Origin of the sequence: Enterococcus sp. FDAARGOS_375, assembly GCF_002393265.1 — a bacterium.
GTDB lineage: Bacteria > Bacillota > Bacilli > Lactobacillales > Enterococcaceae > Enterococcus_D > Enterococcus_D innesii.
On record NZ_CP023515.1, the window covers coordinates 331,824 to 357,829 of the forward strand.

Annotated in this window: 28 protein-coding genes; 9 read left to right on the forward strand and 19 right to left on the reverse strand. The window is 44.2% G+C overall.

Annotated features, from left to right (window positions below; translation table 11 throughout):
- Positions 1 to 67: 67 nt before the first annotated feature.
- From CO692_RS02520 to CO692_RS02535, 4 genes are all read right to left on the reverse strand, one after another.
- Positions 68 to 670 (reverse strand): hypothetical protein, encoded by a 603-nt coding sequence (locus tag CO692_RS02520; protein WP_081116575.1) that lies wholly within the window; start codon positions 668 to 670, stop codon positions 68 to 70.
- Entirely contained in the window at positions 667 to 1,527 is an 861-nt protein-coding gene (locus tag CO692_RS02525; RefSeq protein ID WP_005225484.1) for a carbohydrate ABC transporter permease, read from the reverse strand. Before CO692_RS02525 ends, CO692_RS02520 begins: the two co-directional genes overlap by 4 nt.
- Entirely contained in the window at positions 1,527 to 2,438 is a 912-nt protein-coding gene (locus CO692_RS02530) for a carbohydrate ABC transporter permease (RefSeq protein ID WP_005234717.1), read from the reverse strand. Before CO692_RS02530 ends, CO692_RS02525 begins: the two co-directional genes overlap by 1 nt.
- Before the next feature lie 132 nt (positions 2,439 to 2,570).
- Positions 2,571 to 3,887, reverse strand: a complete 1,317-nt coding sequence (locus CO692_RS02535; protein ID WP_008379010.1) for an ABC transporter substrate-binding protein — start codon at positions 3,885 to 3,887, stop codon at positions 2,571 to 2,573.
- 242 nt (positions 3,888 to 4,129) lie between these two features.
- On the opposite strand from CO692_RS02535, the gene CO692_RS02540 reads away from it, so the two are divergent.
- Complete coding sequence (locus CO692_RS02540) at positions 4,130 to 4,648, forward strand: isochorismatase family protein (RefSeq protein WP_010747758.1); 519 nt, start codon at positions 4,130 to 4,132, stop codon at positions 4,646 to 4,648.
- A gap of 55 nt (positions 4,649 to 4,703) precedes the next feature.
- Here CO692_RS02540 and CO692_RS02545 read toward each other — a convergent pair whose 3' ends face one another.
- Complete coding sequence (locus CO692_RS02545; protein ID WP_026008050.1) at positions 4,704 to 4,988, reverse strand: hypothetical protein; 285 nt, start codon at positions 4,986 to 4,988, stop codon at positions 4,704 to 4,706.
- Positions 4,989 to 5,275: 287 nt separating this feature from the next.
- On the opposite strand from CO692_RS02545, the gene CO692_RS02550 reads away from it, so the two are divergent.
- From CO692_RS02550 to CO692_RS02565, 4 genes are all read left to right on the forward strand, one after another.
- A complete protein-coding gene (locus CO692_RS02550) occupies positions 5,276 to 6,409 on the forward strand; it encodes an alcohol dehydrogenase catalytic domain-containing protein (protein ID WP_074534994.1) in 1,134 nt (377 codons plus the stop codon).
- 19 nt (positions 6,410 to 6,428) lie between these two features.
- Positions 6,429 to 6,773: a YrhK family protein gene (locus tag CO692_RS02555; protein WP_015509287.1), complete on the forward strand. Its 345-nt coding sequence runs from the start codon at positions 6,429 to 6,431 to the stop codon at positions 6,771 to 6,773.
- A gap of 28 nt (positions 6,774 to 6,801) precedes the next feature.
- Entirely contained in the window at positions 6,802 to 7,017 is a 216-nt protein-coding gene (locus CO692_RS02560) for a DUF378 domain-containing protein (RefSeq protein WP_226818212.1), read from the forward strand.
- A gap of 180 nt (positions 7,018 to 7,197) precedes the next feature.
- A complete protein-coding gene (locus CO692_RS02565; RefSeq protein ID WP_096741448.1) occupies positions 7,198 to 8,040 on the forward strand; it encodes a hypothetical protein in 843 nt (280 codons plus the stop codon).
- A gap of 51 nt (positions 8,041 to 8,091) precedes the next feature.
- On the opposite strand, the gene CO692_RS02570 is transcribed toward CO692_RS02565, so the two are convergent.
- The 10 genes from CO692_RS02570 to CO692_RS02615 all read right to left on the reverse strand — a co-directional run bounded on the left by CO692_RS02570 (position 8,092) and on the right by CO692_RS02615 (position 18,576).
- Positions 8,092 to 8,955, reverse strand: coding sequence for a formylglycine-generating enzyme family protein (locus tag CO692_RS02570; RefSeq protein WP_096741449.1), 864 nt, complete (start codon positions 8,953 to 8,955; stop codon positions 8,092 to 8,094).
- 15 nt (positions 8,956 to 8,970) lie between these two features.
- Positions 8,971 to 9,747: a sulfite exporter TauE/SafE family protein gene (locus tag CO692_RS02575; RefSeq protein WP_096741450.1), complete on the reverse strand. Its 777-nt coding sequence runs from the start codon at positions 9,745 to 9,747 to the stop codon at positions 8,971 to 8,973.
- The gene (locus tag CO692_RS02580; RefSeq protein ID WP_096741451.1) at positions 9,744 to 10,856 is read right to left on the reverse strand and encodes a radical SAM/SPASM domain-containing protein; all 1,113 of its coding nucleotides are present in this window, start codon (positions 10,854 to 10,856) and stop codon (positions 9,744 to 9,746) included. The genes CO692_RS02575 and CO692_RS02580 overlap by 4 nt, the downstream gene beginning before the upstream one ends.
- A gap of 29 nt (positions 10,857 to 10,885) precedes the next feature.
- Positions 10,886 to 12,373, reverse strand: coding sequence for a sulfatase-like hydrolase/transferase (locus CO692_RS02585; RefSeq protein WP_096741452.1), 1,488 nt, complete (start codon positions 12,371 to 12,373; stop codon positions 10,886 to 10,888).
- A gap of 13 nt (positions 12,374 to 12,386) precedes the next feature.
- Positions 12,387 to 14,321, reverse strand: coding sequence for a beta-glucoside-specific PTS transporter subunit IIABC (locus CO692_RS02590; protein WP_096741453.1), 1,935 nt, complete (start codon positions 14,319 to 14,321; stop codon positions 12,387 to 12,389).
- A gap of 111 nt (positions 14,322 to 14,432) precedes the next feature.
- Positions 14,433 to 15,254: a PRD domain-containing protein gene (locus CO692_RS02595; RefSeq protein WP_096741454.1), complete on the reverse strand. Its 822-nt coding sequence runs from the start codon at positions 15,252 to 15,254 to the stop codon at positions 14,433 to 14,435.
- Between the two features lie 214 nt (positions 15,255 to 15,468).
- Positions 15,469 to 16,782: a DUF438 domain-containing protein gene (locus tag CO692_RS02600; RefSeq protein WP_096741455.1), complete on the reverse strand. Its 1,314-nt coding sequence runs from the start codon at positions 16,780 to 16,782 to the stop codon at positions 15,469 to 15,471.
- Positions 16,779 to 17,012 carry a DUF1858 domain-containing protein gene (locus tag CO692_RS02605; protein ID WP_010747746.1) on the reverse strand — a complete coding sequence of 78 codons (234 nt, stop codon included), beginning with the start codon at positions 17,010 to 17,012 and terminating at the stop codon, positions 16,779 to 16,781. Before CO692_RS02605 ends, CO692_RS02600 begins: the two co-directional genes overlap by 4 nt.
- 113 nt (positions 17,013 to 17,125) lie before the next feature.
- Positions 17,126 to 17,860, reverse strand: a complete 735-nt coding sequence (locus CO692_RS02610; RefSeq protein WP_096741456.1) for an ABC transporter permease — start codon at positions 17,858 to 17,860, stop codon at positions 17,126 to 17,128.
- The gene (locus CO692_RS02615; protein WP_226818214.1) at positions 17,857 to 18,576 is read right to left on the reverse strand and encodes an ABC transporter ATP-binding protein; all 720 of its coding nucleotides are present in this window, start codon (positions 18,574 to 18,576) and stop codon (positions 17,857 to 17,859) included. The genes CO692_RS02610 and CO692_RS02615 overlap by 4 nt, the downstream gene beginning before the upstream one ends.
- Positions 18,577 to 18,672: 96 nt before the next feature.
- On the opposite strand from CO692_RS02615, the gene CO692_RS02620 reads away from it, so the two are divergent.
- Both CO692_RS02620 and CO692_RS02625 read left to right on the forward strand, forming a co-directional pair.
- On the forward strand, positions 18,673 to 19,425 hold the full coding sequence (locus CO692_RS02620; protein ID WP_185932313.1) for a polysaccharide deacetylase family protein: 753 nt from the start codon (positions 18,673 to 18,675) through the stop codon (positions 19,423 to 19,425).
- Positions 19,422 to 20,399 carry an ABC transporter substrate-binding protein gene (locus tag CO692_RS02625; protein WP_096741459.1) on the forward strand — a complete coding sequence of 326 codons (978 nt, stop codon included), beginning with the start codon at positions 19,422 to 19,424 and terminating at the stop codon, positions 20,397 to 20,399. Before CO692_RS02620 ends, CO692_RS02625 begins: the two co-directional genes overlap by 4 nt.
- A gap of 119 nt (positions 20,400 to 20,518) precedes the next feature.
- Here the strand turns inward: CO692_RS02625 and tnpA are convergent, their stop codons facing one another.
- Positions 20,519 to 20,971 carry an IS200/IS605 family transposase gene (gene tnpA, locus CO692_RS02630; protein ID WP_096741460.1) on the reverse strand — a complete coding sequence of 151 codons (453 nt, stop codon included), beginning with the start codon at positions 20,969 to 20,971 and terminating at the stop codon, positions 20,519 to 20,521.
- Between the two features lie 208 nt (positions 20,972 to 21,179).
- Between tnpA and CO692_RS02635 the strand changes: the two genes are divergently transcribed.
- Complete coding sequence (locus CO692_RS02635; RefSeq protein ID WP_096742850.1) at positions 21,180 to 21,584, forward strand: arsenic metallochaperone ArsD family protein; 405 nt, start codon at positions 21,180 to 21,182, stop codon at positions 21,582 to 21,584.
- 56 nt (positions 21,585 to 21,640) lie between these two features.
- On the opposite strand, the gene CO692_RS02640 is transcribed toward CO692_RS02635, so the two are convergent.
- Entirely contained in the window at positions 21,641 to 22,903 is a 1,263-nt protein-coding gene (locus CO692_RS02640; protein ID WP_096741461.1) for a PTS sugar transporter subunit IIC, read from the reverse strand.
- A 109-nt stretch (positions 22,904 to 23,012) separates the two neighbouring features.
- Positions 23,013 to 23,669 (reverse strand): YczE/YyaS/YitT family protein, encoded by a 657-nt coding sequence (locus CO692_RS02645; protein WP_096741462.1) that lies wholly within the window; start codon positions 23,667 to 23,669, stop codon positions 23,013 to 23,015.
- 92 nt (positions 23,670 to 23,761) lie between these two features.
- Here CO692_RS02645 and CO692_RS02650 point away from each other — a divergent pair, with 92 nt between their 5' ends.
- Positions 23,762 to 24,433 carry a cyclic nucleotide-binding domain-containing protein gene (locus tag CO692_RS02650; RefSeq protein WP_096741463.1) on the forward strand — a complete coding sequence of 224 codons (672 nt, stop codon included), beginning with the start codon at positions 23,762 to 23,764 and terminating at the stop codon, positions 24,431 to 24,433.
- A 121-nt stretch (positions 24,434 to 24,554) separates the two neighbouring features.
- On the opposite strand, the gene CO692_RS02655 is transcribed toward CO692_RS02650, so the two are convergent.
- Positions 24,555 to 25,997, reverse strand: a complete 1,443-nt coding sequence (locus CO692_RS02655) for a glycoside hydrolase family 32 protein (protein WP_096741464.1) — start codon at positions 25,995 to 25,997, stop codon at positions 24,555 to 24,557.
- Between the last annotated feature and the right edge of the window lie 9 nt (positions 25,998 to 26,006).

Here is a 26,006-nt window from a genome sequence, read left to right on the forward strand (position 1 = left end):
CTTTTCACAAAAAAACCGAAACTCCTTAGCTTTTCACTAAGGAAGTTTCGGGATACCCGTTTGTTTTCTATTTGAGCGCTTGGTCACAGAGCACGACATTGACCAAATACAAGGTGCTGATTCCTAAGACCAATAAGTAGACTGGGCCAAACAGCAAAAAGGTCAAGACAAGCGTCACTGTTGCTAAAAGATGCGCCAGTACTCGTTTGGGTGAACGAGCAAACTGATAAAAACTATAAAACAATGAGCTGGGCTGCTGCGGATAGGTGTGAAGCAGCCTCGTTTGATAAAGTAAGACCAAGCAAAACAAGCCAAAGGTGAACGCTAACGCGTAACTAGCGATCTGAAACAGCGGGTGCTGCAAACGGCTAAAGATAAAGCTGTCCGCCAAAAGCAGCAGGAAGAATAGACTGAGCAAACGGTCTTGCCCTTTTCTTGTTGCCCACTGCTGATGAAATGCTTGCTGAAAACGAGCTTTGCTGCTTGCCTCCAAGCCATCGTTACGCAGTTCCGTCAACGTCTCGATCAATGCTCGACTAGCGGTGGTACTCGTGATCAAAGGCAAGGAATACAACAGCCACATGCCTTGTAAAACCAGTAAATGCGGAAGCCAGTTGATGCCAGTCAACAGCGCTTGGTTTAAGCGTTGCGGGGTAACTTTTGTTCTCATCCTTTGGAACCTCCCGTCAGATCCATTCCCTCAATAAAGTAGCGTTGAGCGAGGAAGAACAGCAAGATCGTCGGCAATAGCACAAGCGTTGCTCCTGCCATCAAGTAGTTCCACTGGGTCGTTGATTGGTTTTGGAAGACTTGCAGGCCAATCTGCAGCGTGTACTTTTCTTGGTTTTGAATATACAGTAATGGTCCTAAGAAATCATTCCACGCCCCATTGAAGGAGTTGATGGCAATCGTGATCAGCGCGGGTTTCGTCAATGGGATCATTAGATGGCTCCAAATATAAAGATGATTGGCGCCATCGATCTTAGCGGCTTCGATCAATTCATTGTTGACGGACAAGTAAAACTGCCGCATCAAGAAAATGTTAAAGGCGTTGCCGAAAAACGCTGGAACGATCAGCGGCAGATAGGTGCCGACCCAGCCGATTTTGGAAAACAAAACATATTGCGGGATCATCGTCACAAAGCCAGGAATCATCATCGTAGACAAGACGAGGGCAAAGATCAGATTTTTTCCTGGAAAGGCCAATTTTGCAAACCCATAAGCAATGAAGGAATTTGATAAGACATTCCCGAAGACCACTAAGACGGTAATGAATAACGTATTTTTTGCATACTGCCAAAATGGAAAGGCGTTGATAGTCTCCAAATAATTGCCAAGATTGATTTCTTCTGGGAAAAAGGTCGGCGGGTAGCGCACGATCTCCTCCATCGGTTTCAATGACGTAAAGACCATCCACAGCAACGGAATCAGCAGCACGATCCCGATGATCGACATCACCACATAGCTGATGATTTTTTTGACTCGCTGTTGGCTTGATTTGCTTCGTGTTTTTGTCGTCATTTCCATTAGCTGCCACCTCCGGTATAGTGAACCCAGCGTGGTGCCAGCTTGAGATTGATAAAGGTCAAGACTAAGACGATCAAGAACAAGATCATCGACATGGCCATCGCATAGCCCATATCAAAGGCGACGAAGGCTTTGTTCCACATATGCAAATTATAGAAGAGCAGCGAATTTGCAGGACCGCCGGTACCATTTTTGGTCATCACGTATGCTTCTTGGAAAATTTGAAAAGAACCGATCGTTGAAGTAATCACATCATAGAAGATGATTGGCGTGATCAAAGGGATCGTAATATTTTTGAATTTCGCCCAAACTCCCGCCCCATCGATCTCAGCCGATTCATACAGCGTCGGTGAAATATTTTGCAAGGTAGCTAGATACAAGAGCATCGCGCCCCCCGAACTCCAAATCTTCATCAAAATCAACGCTGGTTTCGTCCATTCGGGATCAAACAGCCATGCTGGACCTTTGATATTGAACCAGCTCAAGAAGGTATTGATCAATCCTGCGGAAGGAGATAATAATTGCATCCATAAGACGTAGACGGCAACCCCTGAAAGGATCGCTGGCAAGTAAAAGGTGGTTCGGAAAAAACTGATTCCGCGGATTTTTTGATTCAATAAAGTGGCTAGAAAGACACTGAACAACGTGGTTAAGGGAACATTGAAGAGTACAAAATACGCCGTGTTATAGAGAGATTTCCAAAACAGGGTATCTTGCGTAAACATGCGGGTAAAGTTCTTAAAGCCGATAAAATTCATTTTCGAAGTCAGATTGTAATCGGTAAAGCTTCCTACGAAGGAAAACAGCATGGGCCCTAACATAAACACCACGAACCCAAGCAAAAATGGTGCTACGAAGAAGTAGCCCCAAAGAGCTTCTTGCCGTTTACTTTTTGAACGCTTCTTTGGCATTCCTTCCACTCCATTCTATTTTTACTCATTGTTTGTTCAAGAAAACATGTCCGCTTCGCAAAGCAGAAAGCAAAGCCCAGTCCGCTAACCGACTGGACTTTCCTTCTTTTTTAAAAACGCTCGTTTTGAGGTTTATTTGTTTTGCTCAACAAGATCTTCCACCGCTTTTTGCGCATCTGCCAACCCTTCAGCCGGTGTTTTGCTACCTAGCATGATTTGGTCGATCTGTTCATTGACAAGACTGCTGAAGTCAGGCGCTGTCAATGGCACAGGCGTGATCACCGTATTGGCAAAGTTTTCATCCGCCATTTGGTAGATCATTTGGCCGTTTTCATCTAGATTGTCGTTGTTGACCAAGTTTTCGTTGGCTGTCCGATTCGCCATGATATCAAAGCTCTTCTCACCAAATTTCTCTTGAACTTCTGGTGTCGACAAGTATTTGATAAACTCATAGGACGCTTCAGGATCTTTGGCACCGTATGGCACTTCTAGGACGAACCCGCCGCCCCATGACCAGTGACCAGAGCCACTTTCTTTTTCAGGAATTTGAATGACCCCAAATTCAAAGTCATCTGGTGCATTTTCCGCTAAACTTGAGTAGTAGTTGATGTTTTGCGCACGCATCGCCACTAATCCAGAAATGAATGGATCGGCAACCCCTGAACCAAATTCAGCTTCTAAGCGATTGATGGTATCTTGACCATAATACTCTTGCCAGTCTAAGATCCATTCCAACGCTTCCACTTTGTTGTCTGTATCGATTTTGACGTTCTCATCCTTGTCAAACCAGCTGACGCCATCGTCGGCATTCAACGCCCACACGTCAGCGCCTAAATTCCACAATGGGTAAAAGCCGATCCGCTCAAAGTCATCACCGTTTTTGACATCTAATTTCCGAGCAACTGTTTCTAACTCCTCCCACGTTTGTGGCAGTTGCTCTTCACTGATACCAGCCTCTTTAAAGAGTGTCTTATTGTAGAAAATCACTTGCGTATCTGTATTGAAAGGAACGGCATAGGCATCCCCTTCGTATTCCACTGTATCCCATAATTGCGGATAAAATTCATCAGAAAAGCCCTCTTCGATATACTCACTTAAATTCGTTGCTTGCTGCGCTTCTGCCCGCTGAGCAACAGAATTGATATCTTGTACAATAACATCAGGCGGATTGCCAGCAGTGATCGACGACAGTGATTTTGTCCAAATATCGCCCCAAGGCTGGTAGCTGTATTTGACCTCGATTTTATCTTGTGACGCATTAAAATCATCAATAATTTCTTCAATTACTTCTTGTCTTGCACCAGACCCCCAGAAGGACCAAAAGTCCAACGTCGTTTTGCCATCTGCTGACTCATTCCCCGAGGAATCAGCGGTTTCACTGTTGCCGCATCCTGCCGCCAGTACACCAACTGAAAAAAGCAAAGTCCCCATATAAAATAACTTTCTCATTTAACCTAACCTACTTTCATTTATTTTTAATGTACTATTTAAAAGCTATCACTACTTCTTCTTTTCAGCAAACAAAAAGCATCGTGATTCGAATAAAAAAATAACGTTTTTACCGTTTCTCGACAAGAAGAGCGTTTTCTTTGAAAATATAAAAAAAGTGGGGCATCATAGAAATAGCACCTATTTTTCAACCTCACGTCAGACCATTTGACAAACGATGTTTATAGAAAGGGAGTAACCACATGCTAGTCATTGTCGATATGCAAAATCAAATTCTCGATGAAGAGAACGAAGCGTATGTGCCAGATGGCGCCGCTCTCGTCAAACGAATCGCCAAGCGCCTAGAACAAGCACGGGCGGATGGGGAGTACATCTTACACACCCGCGACATTCCAATCGAAGTCAAAGGAACACCTGATGAAGAAGCCGATGCCCTGCAGCTGATCCCAGAACTTAAGCCTCTCGAAAATGAAAAAGTCGTCAAGAAATACTATTACAGTATTCCACCTGAAGTCTTGATCGACATTAAGAAAAATCTATTTGAACCTGAAGAAGAAAAGAAAATCGAAATCACCGGTGTTGAAACCAACATCTGTGTCCTTTCCAATACCATCGAGATCCAAAGCGCCTTTCCTGACGCTGATTTTACTATCAATAAAACATTAGTCGCTGGTAAAAACCACGAGTCACAAGGACTCGACATCTTACGAGACTTCAATGTCCAAATCATTGATGGTACAAAACAAACCAATGACCAATAGGTAACGAAAGCTCCCTGTTCAAGGAACAGAGAGCTTTTTCAATTTGATTATTCATTTAATTCATTGAGCCATCTAATAGCTCGGTCGGAATTTCAATCCGAACCTCATTTTCAGTCTGACAGTTTGGACATACGAAGGTTCCTTCGATGGCTTCCTTCACTTCCCCGTAAGCATAATGAATAGCGATTTCATCTTCTGCCAATTCATTCGTTTCCAACGGTGGTACCATGGTTAATTGCCCCTCGCTGTCTTCTTGTAAATGAACGACCAGCTTCCCATCAAAGTTTTCATTGCAATTCGTGCAGGAAGCTTTTCCTCGAATCGTTAGATCCATGATCATCCCTCCTCATTTCTTGTCACTGGTTGATGCAGGTTCCGTTAGATACTCGTAACGCATGCATGCTTCACTTTAATAGTGTCACGCTTTCACTTTTTTAGCAAATCATCTGTTTTTCTTTTTTTAAACCATTGATGAAGAAAAAACAAATCAACCGTTTTGAGCGTTTTCGTTGTCAAATCGTTAAAATCCTTGCAGAATTAAATTATCTGTTACTAAAAAGTAAAAACGTGTTGTTGAAAAAATTAGTTATTGTCCGAACTTATCTGAACAAACAAGGAGGAAAAATGATGCAAGCAGTAACCTGGCAAGGAAATCAAAAAATGGACGTTCGTCGTGTAGAAGATCCAACGATTTTAGAACCGACGGATGCGATCATCCGAATCACCGCAACTGCGATCTGCGGCTCTGATCTCCACCTTTACCACCATGGCGGCTCGGTTTTGGAAGAAGGCTATGTCGTTGGTCACGAACCAATGGGTATTGTCGAAGAAGTTGGCAGTCAAGTACAGAAACTAAAAAAAGGCGACCGCGTCGTCATCCCTTTCAATATCGGTTGCGGCCATTGCCACTTTTGTCAAAATGAAATGGAAAGTCAATGCGACAATTCTTCAGAAGATACATTGTATGGCGGCTTATTCGGTTTCGGAAAAATGAACGGCAACCACTGGGGCGGTCAAGCCGAATTCTTGCGCGTACCTTTCGCAGATTTCACTTCGTTTATCGTACCTGAATCAACGATCCCTGATGAAAAAGTATTGTTTTTATCTGACATCTTACCTACAGCGTATTGGAGTGTCCAAAACGCTGGCGTCAAAAAGGATGATACCGTGATCGTCTTAGGCTCAGGCCCAGTTGGGTTGTTTGCCCAAAAATTTGCCGTGATGGCAGGCGCTAAGCGGGTGATTGCCGTGGACCCTGTTGCTCATCGCTTAGAAAAAGCCAGCAGCTACAATCAAGTCGAAACATTCCAATTGGATGATTTGGCTACTAGTGCTGATGAACTGTATGAGCTGACCAAAGGTGGCGCTGATGTGATCATCGACTGTGTTGGGATGGATGGTTTAGAACCCGTCAAAGAAAAAGCCAAAAACCTAGTCAGCTTGCAAAGTGGAACGATCTCACCGATCCAGATGGCCGCCAAAGCAGTAAAAAAATTTGGTACCGTCCAAATCACTGGCGTTTACATGACACCAGCTTCTTCTTATCCATTACAAGAATTCTTTATGCGTAACATCGATGTCAAACACGGGCAAGCACCTGTGATCCATTTGATGCCAAAAATTTATGACATGATTGCGGACGGTTTGTTTGACCCGTCACAGATCATCACCCACACGATGCCTTTAGCAGATGCTGCCAAAGCGTATGAGATTTTTGACAAAAAAGAAGACAAGAACATCAAAGTTGTCTTGAAACCTTAGTACAAATAAAGGAGCAGTGATGGCACCTATGCCAAAAATCAAACGGAGTGAACATCAATTCGATCCGGGAAAAGAAGAAGATGTGATCATCAAGGCAAGTCGCTTTCGCATCTACTTTCAAAATCGCTACATGTTGATCTCACTTACGAATGATATTTTGACGGGCTTGTTTTATATTTTCGGAAGTATCGTTTCATTAACTAGCTTGCCTGCGATTTACGGAACGATCGCCTATTTGATCGGCGGTGTCTTTTTGACCATTCGCCCGCTGATTAAAATCGTTCGCCATGTCTATATCTATAATGAGCGCAATCAAGAAGGCGAGAAAGAAAAAGATGTCACCATCACCGACGATGAACGTTGATGGGGCGACAACTAGAGAGGAGTTTCCTATGTTAAAAACATTTGATGGGATCGCACTGACCTTATTGATCATCGGCGGTATCAATTGGCTGCTGGTCGGCGCCTTCGAGTTTGACCTTGTCGCAGCGATCACCGGCGGCAGCACGTCGATCATTGCCCGCGTCATTTATATTCTATTTGGGATCAGCGCCTTGTATAGCCTGAAATTCTTTCCAGCTATCGCCCGCCAACAAACACTCGACTAAATGAAAATAAAACCTGCATCTGCGGTGTCCTGACCCTAAAAAGTTAGATTTTTGGTCTAACTTTTTGAGGTTGCATCTGTGGATGCAGTTTTTTTGTCTACAATCATTGAAAAAAAACACCAGTTGTACTACTCTTGTATTTAACCTACTATTTTCGAAAAAATAAAAAGGACGTGACTCATGACCCCACCTACTAGCCCCTCACTGATACGTCGGATACTCGGCCGGATACTTTTGCTATTGATTTTCTTATTTATTCTAAGTATTATTGGCGGAATCATTGTTTTAAATAACCTCACCATCGCGGAAAACTGGTTTGGTCTGAATGAATACCAAGTCGTTGAAACCAGGCATCAGATCATTCGTTTGTTCCCCTACTTTTGGGTGGCAGGGATTCTGCTGGTCTTTTTGGTTGGTTTGGTCATCGGCATCAAGAAACGGAAAAAATCGCCATTCTATTGGTTATTCTCATTGCTCTTGCTGCCAGTGATTCTCTTTTGTATTGGCGTAGTTTCCACCTTTTTACCTGTAGACCGCCAACTCTTTCGAGAAGAAGCCAGTGCCAAAGAAATTATGGCTGCGCTGCCGAATCAATCCTCACTCAAGGACAAAGAGCTGCAACTGGTCAGCTATAGTTTTCACATCCGCAATGTCCCGCTAAAAAGCGGCATTTATGCAGTTGCGCGAGTGATCAATCCAAACACAGGCCTGCAAGACGAGTATTGGTATTACCCAGAAAATCTGTTGACCAAATGGAAAAAAGACGACGATACGATCGAGCTTTCGATGGAAGATACCATTGCCTTTGATGCCATCGATTGGGGCGTCATTCCCAAGATCATCAAGGATTCTGAGGCACGAGCAGCTCAGCTGGATCACTATGTTCCTGGCGTCAGCATCGTCATTTTAAACGGCTTCCAAGGCGAATGGACTTGGACCGTTGGTTTAAATGGGATTCGTAATCGCACCGAGATCAATTATGTTTATGATCTCAAAGGAAATTATCAATCCGAATGGCAATAAAACAAGCGGTACCTATCTTCGTGGATAGGTGCCGCTTTTGCTTTTATCGGTTTACTGATCCAAGTCTTTGACACACCGAAACCCTAAATTATTGGCTGCCGACATCCCAGAATTACCATTTCTAGCGGCAATTCGGTATCGTTTGCAATAGGATTCGTGGCACAAAAACGAACCGCCGCGAGTCGCATACAGTTGATCATCTTGTGTTTGATTCCTTGCCCAAAAGGTTTGTCCCGTCTGTTGTTGAAACTGTGTCAGCGGGATGCGGGCAGGATTGACGCACCATTCCCAGACGTTGCCGATCACTTGATAGAGACCAAAGCCGTTGGGCTCATACCATTTCGCTGGCGCTGTATTGCCAAAGCCATCTGCTTGCGTGTTGCTTTTTGGAAACTCTCCTTGCCAAATATTGCAATGATAGGTATTTTCTGCCAAAAATTCCCTTCCCCAAGGATATTTTTCAAAACTTGTCCCGCCTTTTGCAGCGATCTCCCACTCTGCTTCTGTCGGGAGGCGTTTTTTTGCCCATTGGCAATAGGCGATCGCATCGTTGCGAGACACCTGAACCACTGGGTGATCCATCCGCTGGGCAATCGTTGAATCAGATCCTTCAGGATGACGCCAATCTGCGCCACTAACCGCGTACCACCAAGCCATATTCGGTACCTTTTGACTGCGGTGTTTCGTTTGCTCACTTAAAAAATAGTGAAAAACGAACGACCAGCCAAAGCGCTCGGCTTCTGTGACATATCCTGTTGCTTCCACAAAAACTTGGAAAGCTTGGTTCGTCACCGTCGTGGCATCAATGGCAAATGCTGGACTGTCGAGGCTGATTTGCGGTCCCTCAAGATCCTCGGCAAAGCCGTCCATCGTATTCGTGCCGATTCGATAAGTTCCTGCTGGAATCGTTGGCATCTGCTTGCCTCCTTTTTACAATAATTGATAGCCATTGTACAGATTAATCAGTAACACCAGCACGATCACAGTTTGAAATACCAGTGTCACTCGTTGCGGTGACAGGACGTTGCTGGCCTTGGCGCCTAACAGTCCTCCCACGATCGCGGCTGGAATAACAAACCACAAAATTTGCAGATCATACGCACCAAAACCTGTCGTAAAAGCGATCGTCAAAATTTTCGCCAGCTGTGAGAAAAAAATCGTACAAATTGAATAAATCGTCGCCTCTTTGATCGGCATGGCAAACAGCAGCATCAATAAAGAAACATTGATGGGTCCGCCGCCGATCCCTAGCAAACTGGCTAGAAAGCCGAGAATCAAGCCACAAGCTGCATACCAGCCGACTTTTTTCAGCGCAAACCCGCGCCAGTTATATTTTGTATACAAAAAAGCAAACAATAGTGTCAGCACGGTCACAAGGATTTGGATCAGCTGAACCATCTTGTCGTCTCGAAAGACCAGCAATAACCGTTCAAAGGCAACATTGCCTAAAACACCGCCTAACACAGCGCCGCCAGAAACCCACAAGGCAATCGACCACTTGATTTTCCGTCCACTGGATAATTGTCTAGCTGTCGAAACGATGGACATCGTGAAGACCGCTGTCGCCGAGTAAAAAGAGATCGCAGCAACAGAATGGGCGCCGATAAAATCGAAAATCGGTTTGATCAGCACGCCGCCCCCCATGCCCGAAACTGCCCCTACGGCATTTGCTAAGACGATCACGAGAAAATAAATCAGTCCGATCATTGTCTCACCCCTTGCAAAAGCCCCAGTATCTCATTGATTCTAGGTGTGAAGTCTTTTAACAGCTCCTGATAGCCGCAAAAACCCTCACTATCCACGTACATTGCATCTTTCATTCGTTTACAGCCTCCTCGGCACATTTTTTGGAAAGGACATTGCGTACACTTCGAAGGCATGTCTTTTTTCTGGTACAAAAACTGCTGCGAACAATCTTGAGAAAACAATTCCCGCAACGTTTGCTCTTGGATATAGCCCATGCGAAACTCATCTAATACATAGAAGTCACAAGGATAGACACTGCCGTCGGCTTCGATCACATACTGCACTTGGCAATTGCCTAGAATCCCGCAGGCAGTTACTTGCTGCCGCACCAATAGATTCAGTAAATCATCGAACAGCTTGATACTTAGGTAGCGCCCTTGCTTCAATTCCTGCAGCCAAAACGCCAACAGCTGCTGATAAAAGCCAGCAAAGGCTCTTGGTGTCAAGGCATAGTCGTTGGTTGATGTGGCATCCAAATCAGCCAAACAAGGAATGAACTGCACAAATGCAATCTGCTCTTCTTTGAGAAAATCAAACACACGCTGGGCTTCCTTTGCTAACGGATTTGTCAACACGCACAAGACATTGTACTCGATCTGATAGGCATCCAATAACCGCTTGGTCTGTAAAACCCGCGCAAAGGTTCCCCGCCCTTTGGCGTCTAATCGATGACGATCGTGCGCAAGCGGATGCCCATCGATCGACAGCCCGACTAAAAAGCGATGCTCTTTCAAAAAACGACACCACTTGTCATTGATCACCATGCCGTTGGTCTGGATCGCATAGTGTACTGTCACTTGCTTTTTTTGCGCCGCAACATAAGCCGTTAGTTTTCTAAAATAACTCAGCCCCGCCATCGTCGGCTCTCCGCCTTGAAATGCCAACGTCAAATGATCGCCAGCTTCTAAGTCTGTATAAATGTTTGCAATCATCTTTTCCATTACATCCTTTTTCATTTTGCCAAAGGAACGCACTTCACGCAAGGAACTGACGTTAGCATAAAAGCAATAGGTGCAGCGCAGATTGCAAAAAGAGGATGCTGGCTTGATCAAAACGGAAATGTGTTTCATGTGGAGGCCTCGATTCTTTTTTTACTTATTTAGCGTTTGTCCCGTTTCATCGGAACAAAATCAGTCGTTTCCATATAAAAAAGAGTAACGCGTTGTTTCATTTTCTCGACAATTTCGGCGTATTCTCTTTCTAGCGCCAAGTTTTTGATTTCCATTGGGTCTTTTTCCAAATCATATAATTCGTCATGCTCATAAAGACGCATCACATATTTATAGTTCCCCATCTTGCACATAACTGCTTTAGTATGTTCCGGACCTTCGCTATACTGTGTCGCAAGCCGCGGCCAATACGGAGATTTCGGTCCATGCCCTAGCTCCATCGCTTGTGTCTCGCCATGAATGCGTCCGCCTTCGCAAAAAACAGCATCTTTGTGCTCTTCGGCTCCTTTGATCACAGGAACCAAGGATTTTCCAAATTGTGTATAGGAAAGATCGAACTCAGCCAGTTCGGCGATCGTTGCTGGTAAATCTAGCAGTTCCGCTTGTACTTTGGTGATTCGCGGCACACTTTCAATCGTTTTAGCAGGTTTGATGACCAATGGGACATTCGTGATCGGCTCTTCAAAACAGTTTTGGACTTTTTCAGTGATCGTGTAGTCACCAGTATAGTCTCCATGGTCACTGAAAACAATGAGGTTTGTCTCATCGTAAAAGCCTGTTTCACGCAGCTTCTCTTTGATCATGCCCAGTTGATGATCAAAACGCGAAACCATTGCTAAATAGGTAGCTCGTAATTCATCAAAGCGCTCTTCTGTCCAACCGTTCAAATTCTGTTTCTCATTGATGCCATACAGCATTGAGGCTTTGTTAGGAATATCTTTGATATTCGGCCGACGTTTCGGCAGTTTCTGACGATCAATACTCGAATACCATGGATCTTCGCAAGCATAGGGTGGATGTGGGAATGAGATCGTACAATAAACGAAAAATGGTTTGTCTGTCTTTTCCTGACTGCGGCATTCAAGATAGTCCAACGCCTTTTTCACACAATTCCAGTCCGTTTTGCCATAGCCCTCACTGTCTGGTAATTTTCCCATATAAAATGAATAATACGTATCTCCTGAAAGCATCTGGTCGTACAGCTGTTTACTGGCTTCGTTCATATCAGCAGAATGATTGACTTCACTGTTTTGAGCATCCCGAGTGTTTTCGTCTACTACACCGTCATAATATTCATCACAATAGTCTGTTTTTGGTTTATCCCCTGGAACCACATCATTTCTGCCGATCCAGATGACTTCATAACCTTGATTCTTCATTTCTTTCAAAATATTGGGTTCATCTTCTCTTTGCAAATAGTGCATCGTTCGATGCCCATTGACATGTGGATAAAAACCTGTCAGAAAACTATTTCTAGAAGGCACACAGACAGGGTTTTGGCAGTAGGCATTTTCAAATGAGACCCCTTCTTCTGCCAGTTCATCAAAGTTAGGGGTGATTGATGCGGGATTCCCCATATGTGCGAGTGCGTCATTTCTCATCTGATCTGCTACGAATAAAAAGATATTTTTTTTCAACTTGTCTTTCCTCCTAACCGATGACCGTTAATAAGGTATCTTGTTTTTCAACATCTTGTTTGTCTGTTTCAACAATATCTAGGTAATCCGCCGTGTTTGAAATAATAATCGGTGTCACGATGGAATAGCCTTCTTTTTCCAATGCGTCTTTATCAAAACTCAAAAGTAATTGTCCCTTCGTTACTGAGTCTCCTTGGGCAACGGCTGGCTGGAAATACTGTCCTTTCAAATTCACTGTATCCATCCCTACATGAATCAGAACTTCAACACCATCTGCGGTCGTGATTCCCACAGCATGATTTGTCGGAAAAAGTGTTGAAACGATTCCATCTGCTGGTGCGTAGACCTTTCCTTCTGACGGAATGACAGCTAATCCTTTCCCTAACAATCCGCTGGAAAACGCTTCGTCTTTTACTTCTTTTAGTGGGATGATCGTTCCTCTAACTGGTGTTGCTAAATCATAGAGAACAGTTTGTCCAAGTTCATGATTCAGTGTCGATGGCTCCACGTTTTTTTCGTTGGCTCCTTCACTAGCTGGTTCGTCATCACTTTTAGGATTATAGGCATAAAAGAATGTGATCAAAAATCCTAATGCGAAGGCAACGGCACTAGCTAAGGCAAACCCGATAAAACTGTTATCAATGCCATTTTCTGGGTGAATAAATCGTGGTAAAGCGAAAATACCTGTCCCGCCGTTGATGTAGACTCTTGTTTTGAACAATCCCATGATTCCTCCTGCAACAGCGACTGCGATGGAGGTAGTATAAAATGCTTTTTTCCTAGGTAAGGTTACCCCATACAGTGCCGGCTCCGTGATACCAAAGATTGCCGAAAGAAAAGCAGGGAAGGCAATTTCTTTTAATTTTTTGTTTCTAGTTTTCAAAAAGATTGCGAGGGTGACTCCCGCCATCGCCACAGGTGTTGCCAGACCAGCCATCATCACGACATCGTACCCTAGTGTGGCATAGTTGTTCAAAGCGATCGGCACAAAGCCCCAATGCAGGCCAAACATAATGAAGACTTGCCAAAATCCACCGATAACAATACCCGCGATAATCGGACTAAACTCGTAAGCAGCTGACAATGCTTGCCCTAATAATAATCCTGCCCAAGTAGTAATCGGTCCAACGATTAGAAAGACTAATGGCACTGTGATGATCAAGGTCAGAAAAGAAACAAAGAAACTCCGCACTGCTCGTGGAATCAATAAAGAAAAGAAAGCTTCTAGTTTTGATGCCAAATAAGTAGCTGCAATAATCGGAATCACGCTTGAAGTATAGCTCATCAATATAACAGGGATTCCAAGAAAAGTAATATAGATTGGAGATTCTAAGACAGAACCTGCAAATAAGGTATACATCGCTTCGCTTCCGCCATTTGCTGCTACGATCGTCGGATAAACTAATGCTGCCCCGATCGCCATTCCGATAAAGGGTTTACCCCCAAATTTTTTCGAAGCAGTGTACCCTAGAAAGAGTGGGAAGAAATAAAACAATCCATCCCCTGTCGCATTTAAAATCAAATACGTCCCTGATGCTTTATCCAGCACTTCAAATGTTGTCAATAAAGCAAGTAACCCTTTGATCATCCCTGCTGCCATCAAGACATTGATGATCGGCGTAAAAATACCAGCGACAATATCGATAAATCGGTTTAAAATCCCTTTTGGTTCTTCCTCTTGCCCAGAAGTTTCTTCCGTATTCATATCGATCATGTCCGTAAATTCTTTGTAAACTTCTCCTACGTGATTTCCGATAACTACTTGATATTGTCCCCCACTTTGGACGACGGTGACAACCCCCGGCAAATTTTTGATCGTTTGGGTCTGGGCTTTTGATTCATCTTTAAGTTTAAACCGAAGACGGGTAATACAATGCGTCAATCCAGCAATGTTTTCTTTTCCGCCGATATTCTTTAAAATTTGTTCATTCAATTCTTGGTATTGCATCTCATTCATTCCTTTCTCTACTATACAACCAATAAAAAAGGCAAGACCAAACAACACTACATTTCTTGTAGCCTTGTCAAGTCTTGCCTGCTTTATCAGTAACACCTTGAATTATTGATCGATCAATTTTTGTACATGAAGCGTTAAATACAATTGTTCATCGTCATATAATGTTTTATTTAAATATTCGCCAATCAAACGGGTGGTTTCATAGGCTTTAGGATATTTATCAATCACGTGGACTAACAGAGGATTCCCGACGCCTTCAACGATTTCCTTGTTTTCAATCCGTTTAAAAAAGAATCTCAAATGGGTGACGAAGCGATCGAAAGCTAAACTATTCTCATCAATGTGCACACGATTGTGAATACGAATAAGTGAAATAATGTCTTTGATTTTTTGTGTCAGAAATTCGATATCTTCCATCTTCTCTGAATCGTCATTGATTTGCGCATTAATAAAATGCATGGCGATATTACTGATCTCTGCCTCATTTAGGGAGAATTGCGTTTTGCTTTCAATCAACCGAACCGCATGCTCTCCTACTGCATACTCGTTAGGATAGAAACGCTTGATTTCCCAGGTCAAGCGATTGTTAATGCTGATCCCTTCTTCTTTCAAGCGAATCAAATTATAGATGTGATCCGTCAAAGAGATGTAAATGGAATCACTTAACTGGTAGGAAATGACTTGCTTTCCATAACGGATAATATCATCCGCAAGAGACGCATATTGGATTGGAATGTTCTCTAGCAATTCCATCAAACGATCAGAAGATTTCTTATGAAGCACAAACACTTTTTCAATTTTTGATTCATCGGCGGTTTGTCCTGGTTTCATTTTGAAGCCAAGGCCGGTACCGATCCAGATAAAATCTTTGCCATCTTGTCCGACCAAAACTGCATTGTTGTTTAAGATTTTTTTGATCTTCAAGACGCTTCTCACCTCCTTAAAATGAAAAAAGGCGATACCTTAATACATGTGTAGGATCCATACACACGTAAAAAGGTATAGCCTGCATTATCAGTAACTACCCATTTGATTGCCTTTACTATACTATTTTTCCAGAAACGTTGCAAGCGTTTTATTGATTTTTCTTTTTTTGCTTCGTTTCAAATAGACACGGATCAGCCTTTCTCCAAACTGCTCACTGATCCAGCAAACGGCTTTGCCCTTCGATTTTTTGGATCTCCGTAATGTCTTGCGTGACTTCTAGACAACCTAAATAGATGCCTGCTTCATTTTTTAATGCAAAGTAGCGAATATAGATTTTACGGCCCCGCATATCGATCCAAAATTCAGCTGTCTCCCTTGTACCCGCTCGAAAATCATCCAAAATCTGTTGCACGAGATGCATGCTTTTCGGTGGATGGCAGTTGACGACTTCACGACCTAAAACCGAATTCGTTCGTGGAAAGACGCGACTCTTGCCTTCTGAATAAAAGCGCACCCGCTCTTCACTATCTACAAAGGTCAAGTCCACTGGCAACGTTTGAAAAATGGCCACCAATTGCTCAAATTGCAGATTACCAGTAGGCAATGAAACGGTCGGCTGTTCAGCAATTTGCGGCGAATCTTCCGATTCTGTGACTTGAAAGTCATTGAATCCTAAACCGGCTGCGATGCCAGCGGTTGTTTCTTGGGCTTGTTTGATCGCCGCTTGCCGTGCGGGTTCTGCCGCCTGTTCCTTTTCAAGGGCTTCTTGGCTCGGTTTCCAAGGAAGCGGTTCTGGGATAAAGGCAAAGCCGATGTCAAAACTGTCAGCCGCAATTTGTTCCCAATCTTTAAGACTGAAGACATCCAGCGTCATGGGCACCATGATTTCTTCTTCTTTGAAAATCATCTCTTCGATCTCGTTTTTGACTGCTTCCCATTGGACAGCGATTGGATTATAGGCAGCTTTTTCGGATGCCAAAAGCTCATTGAGCGCTTTGATCATAACCCGAATATCATCATCAACACCCCACATCACTTTTGGCGGCGCAGTGATGCCGTACTTCTCCATGTAAGAAAAAATCAACGTTTCTTTTCGCGCATAGTGTTTGTCGATCTGCATTAAATCATTGCAGGCAGCTTGTAGACGCTTTTTAGGCGTCCAATCACCGGTTTTGATTTTGGCTAAGAGGCTGTCGATCTCATCGGTCAACAGGGATTGCAGGACTTGGTTCTCCAATCTCAGGGTATGCACAGGATGGCCTGGTTGCCCATATTCTTCATTGGAGTGATGGATCTCATTGATCGATCCTTTAAAAACAGCAGCATGAATATTGCACAAACGCTGAATCTCAGAAGGGTCCAACCCCGTTTGGATCAAAGCTTTTTCAGCAGCAGTGATCTCCGTCACATCCACACCATCAAATTCTTCGTTAAACAAGCGTTTAGCTTCTTCAAAGGAACCGCCTTGGTGAAGCAAACTCAGTATTTCGACGATCCGTTCTTGTCTTTGACTGTTGGTTTTCATTTCGTCGCTCCTTTCACAAGAAACCCTTGTTTTTCGAAAGCGAGACAAACCATTTCCAAGGGGATCTTCTTCATCTGAGCACCTTTGGGTATCGTCATATAACGTCCAGCAGTTTGCAGCATCCCTGGTTGATTGATCGCCGTAAACCCTAGTTGACTCATGATTTCTTGTATTTCAGGATATTGTGCCACAAGTTCATAGAGCGTTTTTGACAGATCGATTTCTTTCATAGTAAGGTCTTCCTTTCAGTGAGAATGATTCTCAATAAGATATCCTTAGTATAAATCATTTTGTTCAAAAATACACGAACTGCCGCAAACATTTATCAATCGATCATTTTTTTTTAAGATTGTCGGTAACGGCACACCACTTTTTCCAACCAATCGATACTGGTAAAAAGCAGATAGCCCATCAAAGCAATCAGGAGGATACCCGAAAGCATTTGTGGGTAGTCCATTTTTGACCACGCACTTAAGACCAGATAGCCGACACCATACGTCGTGTTATAGTTTTCGGCAAAAAAGAGGGAAGCCAACGCGATCCCGATACTGACCCGCACACTGGCAAAAAGCGCGGGCATGAGCGCGGGCAAAATAACGAAGCGCAAGACATGGCGCCATTGATTGGTATAATTTTTCATGACCTGAAAATACGCTGGTGGGATCTTCGTGACTGCATCACGAATCGAGACGATCACTTGAATGACGATCACCGCAAAAATCAAGAGAATTTTTGAGAGATTGCCTAAGCCAAAGAAAATCATAAAGACGGGTAAAAACGCAACTTTAGGAATCGGATATAAAAAGTAAAGCAGTGGACCAAGCAGCCGATCCACTCTTTGGGATCGCCCAATCAAGATTCCTAACGGCACCCCGACTAGCAACGCCCCGCTCAACGCCGCAAATACCCGCAGCAAACTGGCACCTGCGTGGATCAGTATGACTTCTCGCAGTGCCCAAAAACGTTCAGCCGTTTCTAAAGGATTAGGCAGTGAGCGATTGTTGGTCACCCAGCTTACGCCCCACCAAACCAGGACAAACGAACAGAAGCCCCAAGCAAAAGATTTGATGGGTTTCATTGCCTCGCCTCCCTCATTTGTTCTTTCAACTGCAAGACGACTTCATAAAAAGCCAACGAGTCTCGTTCCTGCTGGCTGCCGTAAAATGGATTACTGATCGGCGTAACGCCCTGATCTTTTAGCAGCAAAATCGTCTGCCCCAAAAACACTGCCTCTTCTGGATCGTGGGTCACCACGATCAAGCTGTTTTGTCTGCGCTGCTGTTGGGCAGCGATCATGGCTTGGGCGTTTGCTTTGGTTTCTTGGTCCAGCGAAGCAGTCGGCTCATCCAATAATAAAACATCGGGCTGTGTGATCAGTCCCCGCCCCATGGCAGCCCGCTGTTTTTGACCGCCGCTAAGCTGATGCGGATAGCGGTCCTGCACCTGCGTCAATCCCAACTCAGCCAAACAGCTGGCGACCCGTTTTTTACGGCGCTCACTAGGGGTTTGGTTGATAATCAGCGGCATTTCCAGTGCTTGGTAGACTGTTTGCCAAGGAAACAAATGCAGTTCTTGGAAAACGACCTCGATGTTGTCAGGGGAACAGCCTTGGTAAGTGATCCTGCCCGATTGCGGTCGCTGCAACCCTTTGATCAAGGATAAAAGCGTGCTTTTGCCAATGCCCGATTCTGCCAGCAGCACATAGGTCGCGCCTTGTTCAAAACAAAACGAAAGGTTTTTAAAAATAGCGGTATCTCCATAGGTAAAGGAAACGGAATCGAATAGAATACTCATCAGAGAATAAACTTCTTTCTTCAAATTATTTGTGTTGGTTTTCACATTTTATGCTATACTATTTTTTGCGTGATTGACAAGAAAGGATGGTTTATGATGTTTCAGACCCTCGTATTTCATGAAATACGTCCCGAAGCAGAACTTTATGATCAGGTTCGCCCGATCAAAGTCGCAGACGGGTATCAAGATGCCTTGCCTCTGCCCTTATTCAATAGCACTTCTCATTTTAAACAACAAATCGACTTTTTGAAAGCAGAAAATTACCATACGTTGACCCTTGCAGAAGTCAAAGATTTTTATTTCCGGCAGCAGCCGCTACCAGAAAAATCCGTGTTGCTGACCTTTGACGACTGTTATCAATCGATGAAAGAATATGCCTACCCACTGTTGAAAGAAGCTGGTTTCAAGGCCACTGCCTTTGTCGTAACTGGCTGGCTTTTTGATGCCCCTCAGCCTTACGAGCCAGAAGTTTCGCGGACATTGAGCAGCGCCGAATTAGCCGAAATGAGCGATGTCTTCGAATATGCCAATCATACCGATCATTTTCACGAACGCAAGGACCAGCAAGGGCGTTCAATGTGGGAAACATCAGCAGCTTTTGCGCAAGACTTACGAAGCTGTAATCAGCACGTGGCCATCAAGGATGTTTTTGCCTATCCCTTTGGTTTTTATGATCAGCAGACGATCGCTACCTTGGAAAAGGAAGGCTTTGTTCTAGCATTTACCACCAAACCAGGTATCAACACGGCACAAACCAAGCCAATGGAACTCCATCGGGCAGTCATCCCGTTCTCACTACCAATGGCTGCTTTTGAACAACGATTTAGAAACGAGGAAATGAACCAATGAAAAAAACGATTTTAGCAAGTATCCTAGCACTATTCGCTGTTGGCGCTGCCGCCTGCGGCAACACTGACGAAACAGCAAGTACCAGCAATTCCAGCACTAGCAGTACAGAAGCTGCGGTCACAGATCAAACATTGACGATCGGGGTGTTACCAGCTGAATCAGCGATTCCGATCATTCTAGCAAAAGAAGAAGGCTTTTTCGAAAAGCAAGGATTGACTGTGGAACTCAAATCCTTCACTTCCCCGAATGACCGCAATGTGGCGGTGCAGGCAGGCGAGTTGGATGGTACCATCAGCGATGTCATGACAGAAGCGACCTTTAAGCAAAACGGCATCGATATGACGATCACTTCTGATATTTTGGAAAACTTCAAGATTCTCGCTTCACCGAATTCAGGGATCACTGAGATGAAAGGGTTAGCGGATAAAAAAATCACCCTTGTACCGAATTTCATTTTAGAATACATCATGGACCAATTTGCACAGGAAAATGATTTTACCTATGACATCGTGGATATCGCTTCTTTTTCTGCCCGTTCCGAAGCATTGCTCAATGACCAAGTCGATGGCGCTGTTTATACGGAACCGCAAGCCAGCATGTTGGCTGCCCAAGGGGCGATTGTTTTAGGCAGCTCTAAAGATGCTGGCATCAAAGGCGGCACACTGCAATTTATGGACGAAGTTATCCAAAATCGCCCGCAAGACCTAAAAGCATTCTACACTGCTTACAACGAAGCCATCGATTACATGAATGCTCATTCAGCAAAAGACTATGCCGACATCTTGGCAGACTATCAATTTCCCGATGCTATGAGTACCTACTTAGACAGCCAGGAAGACTATCCGTATGCCCAGGCAGTGCCGCAAGAGCAATTCGACGCAATCATTGCTTGGACGAAAGACAAGGGTCAAATCGACCAAGCGTATTCTTACAACGAGTTGACCAATTTCGATTTTTTACCCGCTGACGAGTAAATATCCACCCGTGAAACGGGTGGCTTTTTAACAGCCCTAGAAGGGCTCACCACTCGCTAGCCCCTTAAAAGGGGCTTTTTAAATGACCACCAACCGCTCACAGCCCTATCTCTCTTTCACTATTTAAATGGATCTACATACTCTTGTTTACTTATACTATCTCTTATTCGATCATCTGCTTCTTGTTCTCGAATATATTTTTCAATTGTTTTTTGATTTAACCCAACCGTACTCACGTAGTATCCTTTGGACCAAAAGCCTTTATTCCCATACTTATATTTCAAATTCGCATGTTTTTCATGGATTAAGGGTGCACTTCGTCCTTTTAAGTAGCCCATAAAACTAGAAATACTAATCTTTGGTGGTATTCTTACTAACATATGAATATGGTCAGGCATGGCATGAGCTTCAATGATTTCAACATCTTTCATCTCACACAATTTTCTTAATATCTGACCAATACTTACTCTTAACTTTCCATAAATCACTTTTCGTCGATACTTCGGGGTGAAGACTATGTGATACTTAAAATTCCATCTGGTATGTGCTAAACTTTTATCGTCGTTAGACATAAAAAAACTCCTTTCGATCTGATATGCGGTTGGTAGCCACTATTAGTATATCGAAAGGAGTTTTTTATCGCTAAAGCTATTTCGTCCACGCGTAGAAACGCGCGGTTTTTTTGTTTCGTACGCTACGCGAACGAAACTGACTAAAGTCAATAAATAAGAAACAACAAAAAAGACGCATTTGCGTCTTTTTTTGTTGTTTCACTTCTTTTTGATACTCTTTTTTGCTCGTGGCAAGAAATTCAGGTATACTTTTGACAAATCAGCTGCCATGAAAGGATTTGATGCAATGCCAACGATCGCGGTTTATGCCGACCAGAAAGAAGATACTTGGGAAGCACACTTGACTCACCAGTTAAAAATAAATGAAGAAAGGATCCAGGCTCATCAAACATTTCATAACGAACCTTTAACGATCGACGAATATTTTTTTGCAGAAGATTCTGCCCCTTTTCATACGAATCAAGCCGTCAAGCAGCAATTAGCAAGCAATGGCCGCAGCTGTCTGCCACTCGTGTGTGTCGACGATCAGCTATTTTGCCAAGGCCGCTTGCCAACGATCCGTGAATGGGAACAATTGACGAAATCTGGGATCACTGTGCAATTTGATGAGTAGCAGCCACTGTTTTCTTTGCCAGACAAAACAACGCACCACGAGCCAATCATAAGCGTTTAGTTCTCCCCCTTCGCGGCAACTGCGTCGGTAACGCCTTTTTCTTCTTCTGTTAAACTTCGTTCGCTGATTTTAAAGAATGGATAGTAGATCGCCACACTAATCAGTAAGGAAGCGATACTCCAAAGAACAGCAGGGATATTGCCGCCGGTTGCAAGGTAAGTATTGATAAAGGGCGGTGTGGTCCACGGTGGATTGAACATGATTCGCCCAATGACATTGGTGACCGACAAGAAATACGTTCCGACACATAATACAAGGGGTGTCAGGATGAAAGGAATCATCATAATAGGGTTCATCACGATCGGAAACCCAAAAATGATTGGCTCATTGATACAAAAAATAGCAGAGGGCAAAGCCATCTTCCCTAGGGAACGATAGGCTTTTTTCTTTGAAACTAACATGTTGATGATCAGCCCCAGTGTTGAACCAGTGCCTCCATAGCACAAAAACATGATATAAAACCCGCCTGCAAAAATGTTCGGTAACGGTTCGCCTGCAGTGTAGGCTTCGGTATTGGCTGCTAATAAAGCTAGAAAAATCGGATCGCCGATACTCCCCATCACATTGCTGCCATGAATCCCTAAACACCAAAGCAACAAAATCAAAAAGGTATACAACAGCATCCCAGGCAATGTGTTTAGACCAACTGCCAGCGGTGAAAAGATGGCTTGCACAAATTGATTGACATTAAATTCCAACAAGACCCGAATCACCCAGGCACCCGTGATGATGGCAGCTCCGGGAAGCAAGACCGAAAAACTCTTGGCAACTGCGGTCGGCACTTCTGCTGGCATCCGAATCACTAAGCGGTGCTTGAGAAAAAAGCGATGGATCACTACTGTCGCAATCGCCGTGACGATTCCTGTAAACAGACCAGACGCCCCCAAAGAAGCTGGATCGATCGTCCATTCTTCCCCCGCCTGCAGCAGCAAAAACGCGCAGACTGCCAACACGACAGAACCGATCCGATCGATCTCATACGAAGCCGCCAAATAGTAGGCGATCCCGATACAAGCGGCCAGTCCCAAAATTCCAAATGTAAAATTGCTGGCGGCGCCTAGTTTGACGCCAAATTCCCCGACAAACTCGGTCCAGCCAAGAAAAGGCAGATTGGCTAAAATCAAAAAGAGACTGCCGATTATCGTCAGCGGCATCGTAACGGCGACTCCGTTGCGCACGGCAACTAAAAACCGATTTTCACTGATCCTAACCAATTTTGGTGCAAAATTTTCCTGAAACCCTTCAATCAACCGATTCATCCTGTCTCCTCCTACTAAATATCTCGCTTATTTAATAAGAGTAGCATAAAAAACGCTTTCTGCATTTTTAGAACACTCGACGCCTTCCCGATTCCAAGAATACTGCTGGCTAACTGTTTCTTTGCCAAATGGGTAAAGCCCCTGCCAAATCACGTTCCTTCGACCAAGCAACGGCACCTGAGAGCAAAAAGAAACTAATGACGGTCCCTTCCCTCACCGCTAGCGGCAAGCCCAAACTGATCGCTAGCAAGAGTGCCCCCGAAATACAGACTGCATCAACGCCATAACGGTACTGCTTAAATGTCCAACGACTGCGTTGCGCCAGCAAATGACACCAGTGCTCGATTGGAAATTTCAAGACCTGCAACCGTAGGACTTGTCCCGTCGCCGTTCCAGAAATCAAGATCCCACCGATCAAAGCAGCTAGTTGGCTCCAATAATTCGTCAAGTGCAGCGATGCCAAGAAGTAGTAAACAAAGCCATTGATCAAATAGCCGAATGCCAGCAAAGCAAAAAACATAATCAAGTACTCACTGCCTTTTTGTTTGAGGGACGTCTGCCGCCGATCCAATAGCCAACAGGCAGCTAAAAAGCTCAAATTGATGGCTGTTGTGATGGTGCCGACTTTGATTCCTGACATCGTTGCCAGCGTAACATTCAAGGCATTAAAACTACTGACCCCAACGCTTGCTTTAATGGTCAAGCTGATCCCGAATGCACTCAACCCATAAAAAATCCCTGATCCTATCCATTGCTTTTTATTCATTTTTTCTCCCACACTTTCTTTTTTGCTTTTCTAAGTATGTGCTATACTGACTAAAAACAAATAGGAGATTTCTCCTAGTTCGGAGGAAAAAAGTGAAAAAAACCGCTTATGCCTTGGCAATAAAGCAGGTACCAATCAAAGAAAGCTGCCCTTTGCCGATTCCTGAGGAGATTTTACAACAAAGTGCCCTCTGGACCTTTGATCATCGAGAAGCGATCCAAAAAGAAACGGTGCCGATGTCGGTCTTTTTCGTCCTATTGACTGGCAAATCCAAGATCATTCAAACGCAAGAAAACGGCAAACGTGCCTTGCTGCAGTTTCTCCATCCTGGTGATTGCATTGGCGATCTCACGTTGATTGGCGCCGAAACAGTACCGAAAACCGTGGTTGCGATCGGTGAAACAACATGTCTGGGCATTCCGATGCAAGCAGCAGCTCACGGGCTCATGCAAGACCTGGCTTTCGTACAAACACTAGGCAAAACTATCGGTGAAAAATTGCTGCTGCGTATGGATCATTTTTCCGTCAATCAAACCTATCCCTTAGCTTGGCGCCTTGCTCATCTACTGTTGGAAGCTTCGATCGATGATCTTTTTCAAGAAAAATTAACGGAGACCGCAGAATACTTAGGCGTGAGCTATCGCCATTTAACGTATACCTTAAAAGATTTCAAAACGCAAAAACTAGTCACAAAAACTGCAGACGGCTATCGGATCGATGCGCCTGCGCTGCAGACCTTTATCCAAAACCAACAAAAGCAGTAACAAGCAAATAACGACAGCAAAATAGTTGGTATGATGCCCCCCTAAAAGCCAGAGAAAAAGCTGACTCTTGGGGGTGCAACAAGAAAAACAAACTGTTTGCTGTCGTTTTCGGATCGTTGCTTTAATTTTTCGCCAATGCCCAAGCATTGACACAAACCGTGCCGGTTCCGCTGAGAGCGAACGCCTCGGTCCGTTTGGGATACACGCGAGAGGTCAAACAATATTGCCCGCCATTTAGGAAGATCTCAATCGAAGACGTATCGACAAAAATCTGCAGCTGCGTCAGTTCATCGACCTTGACACTGCGCTGTTTACGACCGTAGCCAGAAACGCCATGATGGATCGTGAAGACACCAGCTTCATAAGCCAAAGTCGTATCTTGCAAAAGTCCAAGCTGGAACTGCTGCAATGGGACTTCCGCCGTAACTTGCAACTCATATGCCAATTCATCGAAAGACAAGTGCTGCGTTTTCTCTGAAAGCACAATTTTTTGGCTGACTTGCTTGTCTCGCAATTTTTGGAATTCTGGCAAAGGTTCTTGATACAACTGGTCATTTTTGACCGAAAGCTGTCTTGGCAGCGTTGCGGCATGCTGCCAGCCGCGAGGGATCGTAGGATTGCTGTATTCAGGACTGGTATCCCCTAGCCCCATCCAGCCCCACAAGATCCGACGTTTCTGCTCATCTTCAAAGGTTTGCGGGGCATAGAAGTCAAACCCATAATCAAGTTCACGAAACGCAGAAGTTTCTTTAAACGTCAGGGTTTCCCAATCCACCTCACCAATCAGATACCCTGATTGATGAATATTTTGGTAGGCATGTTTTTTGGCTGCCAAGCCTTGCGGTGAGAAGACCAACACATCTTTGCCATCTAAATGGAAGTAGTCTGGGCATTCCCACATGTAGCCTAGAGCATAGTCCTCACCGAAAAAGATTCCTCGATAGGTCCATTCATTTAAATCCGTCGATTCATAAATCAAAATTTTGCCTTCGTTTTCCAACGTACGCGCGCCTAGCAGCATATAGTAGGTGCCTTCGTGGGCAAAAACCTTTGGGTCACGAATATGATCGGTAAATCCTTCAGGGTAGTCCTCATGAGGAATCACGACTTCTTGCTTTTCGACGGTATAGCCGTCTTTGCTGATTACATGGACCGTGTTTTGTTCTCGTCCACTAAAGGTATAGTCATGATCACCAGGATGTTTGACATTCCCAGTATAGAAGAAATGGATCGCGTCATTCTCGATAAAGGCAGAACCCGAGTAGACCCCGTCTTTGTCATAGTCGTGTTCGGGAGAAAGAAACAGCGCTTCTTCTTGAAACGTGACATAATCCGTCGACGTTTTGTGTCCCCAGTGGGGTGGTTCCCCGCCATGGGGCGTTTGCGGTACATATTGATGGTAAAAATGAACCACGCCTTTGAATTGGCAAAGACCATTCGGGTCGTTCATCCATCCTGTTTCTGGCATCAAATGGTAGTTCAAGCGCCACGCATCAGCACTGATTTTTTCTGCTAAATCGTTTTGGGTTTGGGCAAGCTGTGCCCAGTATTCCTTCGTTAACAATGTGGTACC

Bases quoted from the DNA above. Each gene is read 5' to 3' on its own strand.
- CO692_RS02520 (WP_081116575.1), bottom strand. From the start codon at position 670: ATGAGAACAAAAGTTACCCCGCAACGCTTAAACCAAGCGCTGTTGACT.
- CO692_RS02525 (WP_005225484.1), bottom strand. From the start codon at position 1,527: ATGGAAATGACGACAAAAACACGAAGCAAATCAAGCCAACAGCGAGTC.
- CO692_RS02530 (WP_005234717.1), bottom strand. From the start codon at position 2,438: ATGCCAAAGAAGCGTTCAAAAAGTAAACGGCAAGAAGCTCTTTGGGGC.
- CO692_RS02535 (WP_008379010.1), bottom strand. From the start codon at position 3,887: ATGAGAAAGTTATTTTATATGGGGACTTTGCTTTTTTCAGTTGGTGTA.
- CO692_RS02540 (WP_010747758.1), top strand. From the start codon at position 4,130: ATGCTAGTCATTGTCGATATGCAAAATCAAATTCTCGATGAAGAGAAC.
- CO692_RS02545 (WP_026008050.1), bottom strand. From the start codon at position 4,988: ATGATCATGGATCTAACGATTCGAGGAAAAGCTTCCTGCACGAATTGC.
- CO692_RS02550 (WP_074534994.1), top strand. From the start codon at position 5,276: ATGCAAGCAGTAACCTGGCAAGGAAATCAAAAAATGGACGTTCGTCGT.
- CO692_RS02555 (WP_015509287.1), top strand. From the start codon at position 6,429: ATGGCACCTATGCCAAAAATCAAACGGAGTGAACATCAATTCGATCCG.
- CO692_RS02560 (WP_226818212.1), top strand. From the start codon at position 6,802: ATGTTAAAAACATTTGATGGGATCGCACTGACCTTATTGATCATCGGC.
- CO692_RS02565 (WP_096741448.1), top strand. From the start codon at position 7,198: ATGACCCCACCTACTAGCCCCTCACTGATACGTCGGATACTCGGCCGG.
- CO692_RS02570 (WP_096741449.1), bottom strand. From the start codon at position 8,955: ATGCCAACGATTCCAGCAGGAACTTATCGAATCGGCACGAATACGATG.
- CO692_RS02575 (WP_096741450.1), bottom strand. From the start codon at position 9,747: ATGATCGGACTGATTTATTTTCTCGTGATCGTCTTAGCAAATGCCGTA.
- CO692_RS02580 (WP_096741451.1), bottom strand. From the start codon at position 10,856: ATGAAACACATTTCCGTTTTGATCAAGCCAGCATCCTCTTTTTGCAAT.
- CO692_RS02590 (WP_096741453.1), bottom strand. From the start codon at position 14,321: ATGCAATACCAAGAATTGAATGAACAAATTTTAAAGAATATCGGCGGA.
- CO692_RS02600 (WP_096741455.1), bottom strand. From the start codon at position 16,782: ATGAAAACCAACAGTCAAAGACAAGAACGGATCGTCGAAATACTGAGT.
- CO692_RS02605 (WP_010747746.1), bottom strand. From the start codon at position 17,012: ATGAAAGAAATCGATCTGTCAAAAACGCTCTATGAACTTGTGGCACAA.
- CO692_RS02610 (WP_096741456.1), bottom strand. From the start codon at position 17,860: ATGAAACCCATCAAATCTTTTGCTTGGGGCTTCTGTTCGTTTGTCCTG.
- CO692_RS02615 (WP_226818214.1), bottom strand. From the start codon at position 18,576: ATGAGTATTCTATTCGATTCCGTTTCCTTTACCTATGGAGATACCGCT.
- CO692_RS02620 (WP_185932313.1), top strand. From the start codon at position 18,673: ATGTTTCAGACCCTCGTATTTCATGAAATACGTCCCGAAGCAGAACTT.
- CO692_RS02625 (WP_096741459.1), top strand. From the start codon at position 19,422: ATGAAAAAAACGATTTTAGCAAGTATCCTAGCACTATTCGCTGTTGGC.
- tnpA (WP_096741460.1), bottom strand. From the start codon at position 20,971: ATGTCTAACGACGATAAAAGTTTAGCACATACCAGATGGAATTTTAAG.
- CO692_RS02640 (WP_096741461.1), bottom strand. From the start codon at position 22,903: ATGAATCGGTTGATTGAAGGGTTTCAGGAAAATTTTGCACCAAAATTG.
- CO692_RS02645 (WP_096741462.1), bottom strand. From the start codon at position 23,669: ATGAATAAAAAGCAATGGATAGGATCAGGGATTTTTTATGGGTTGAGT.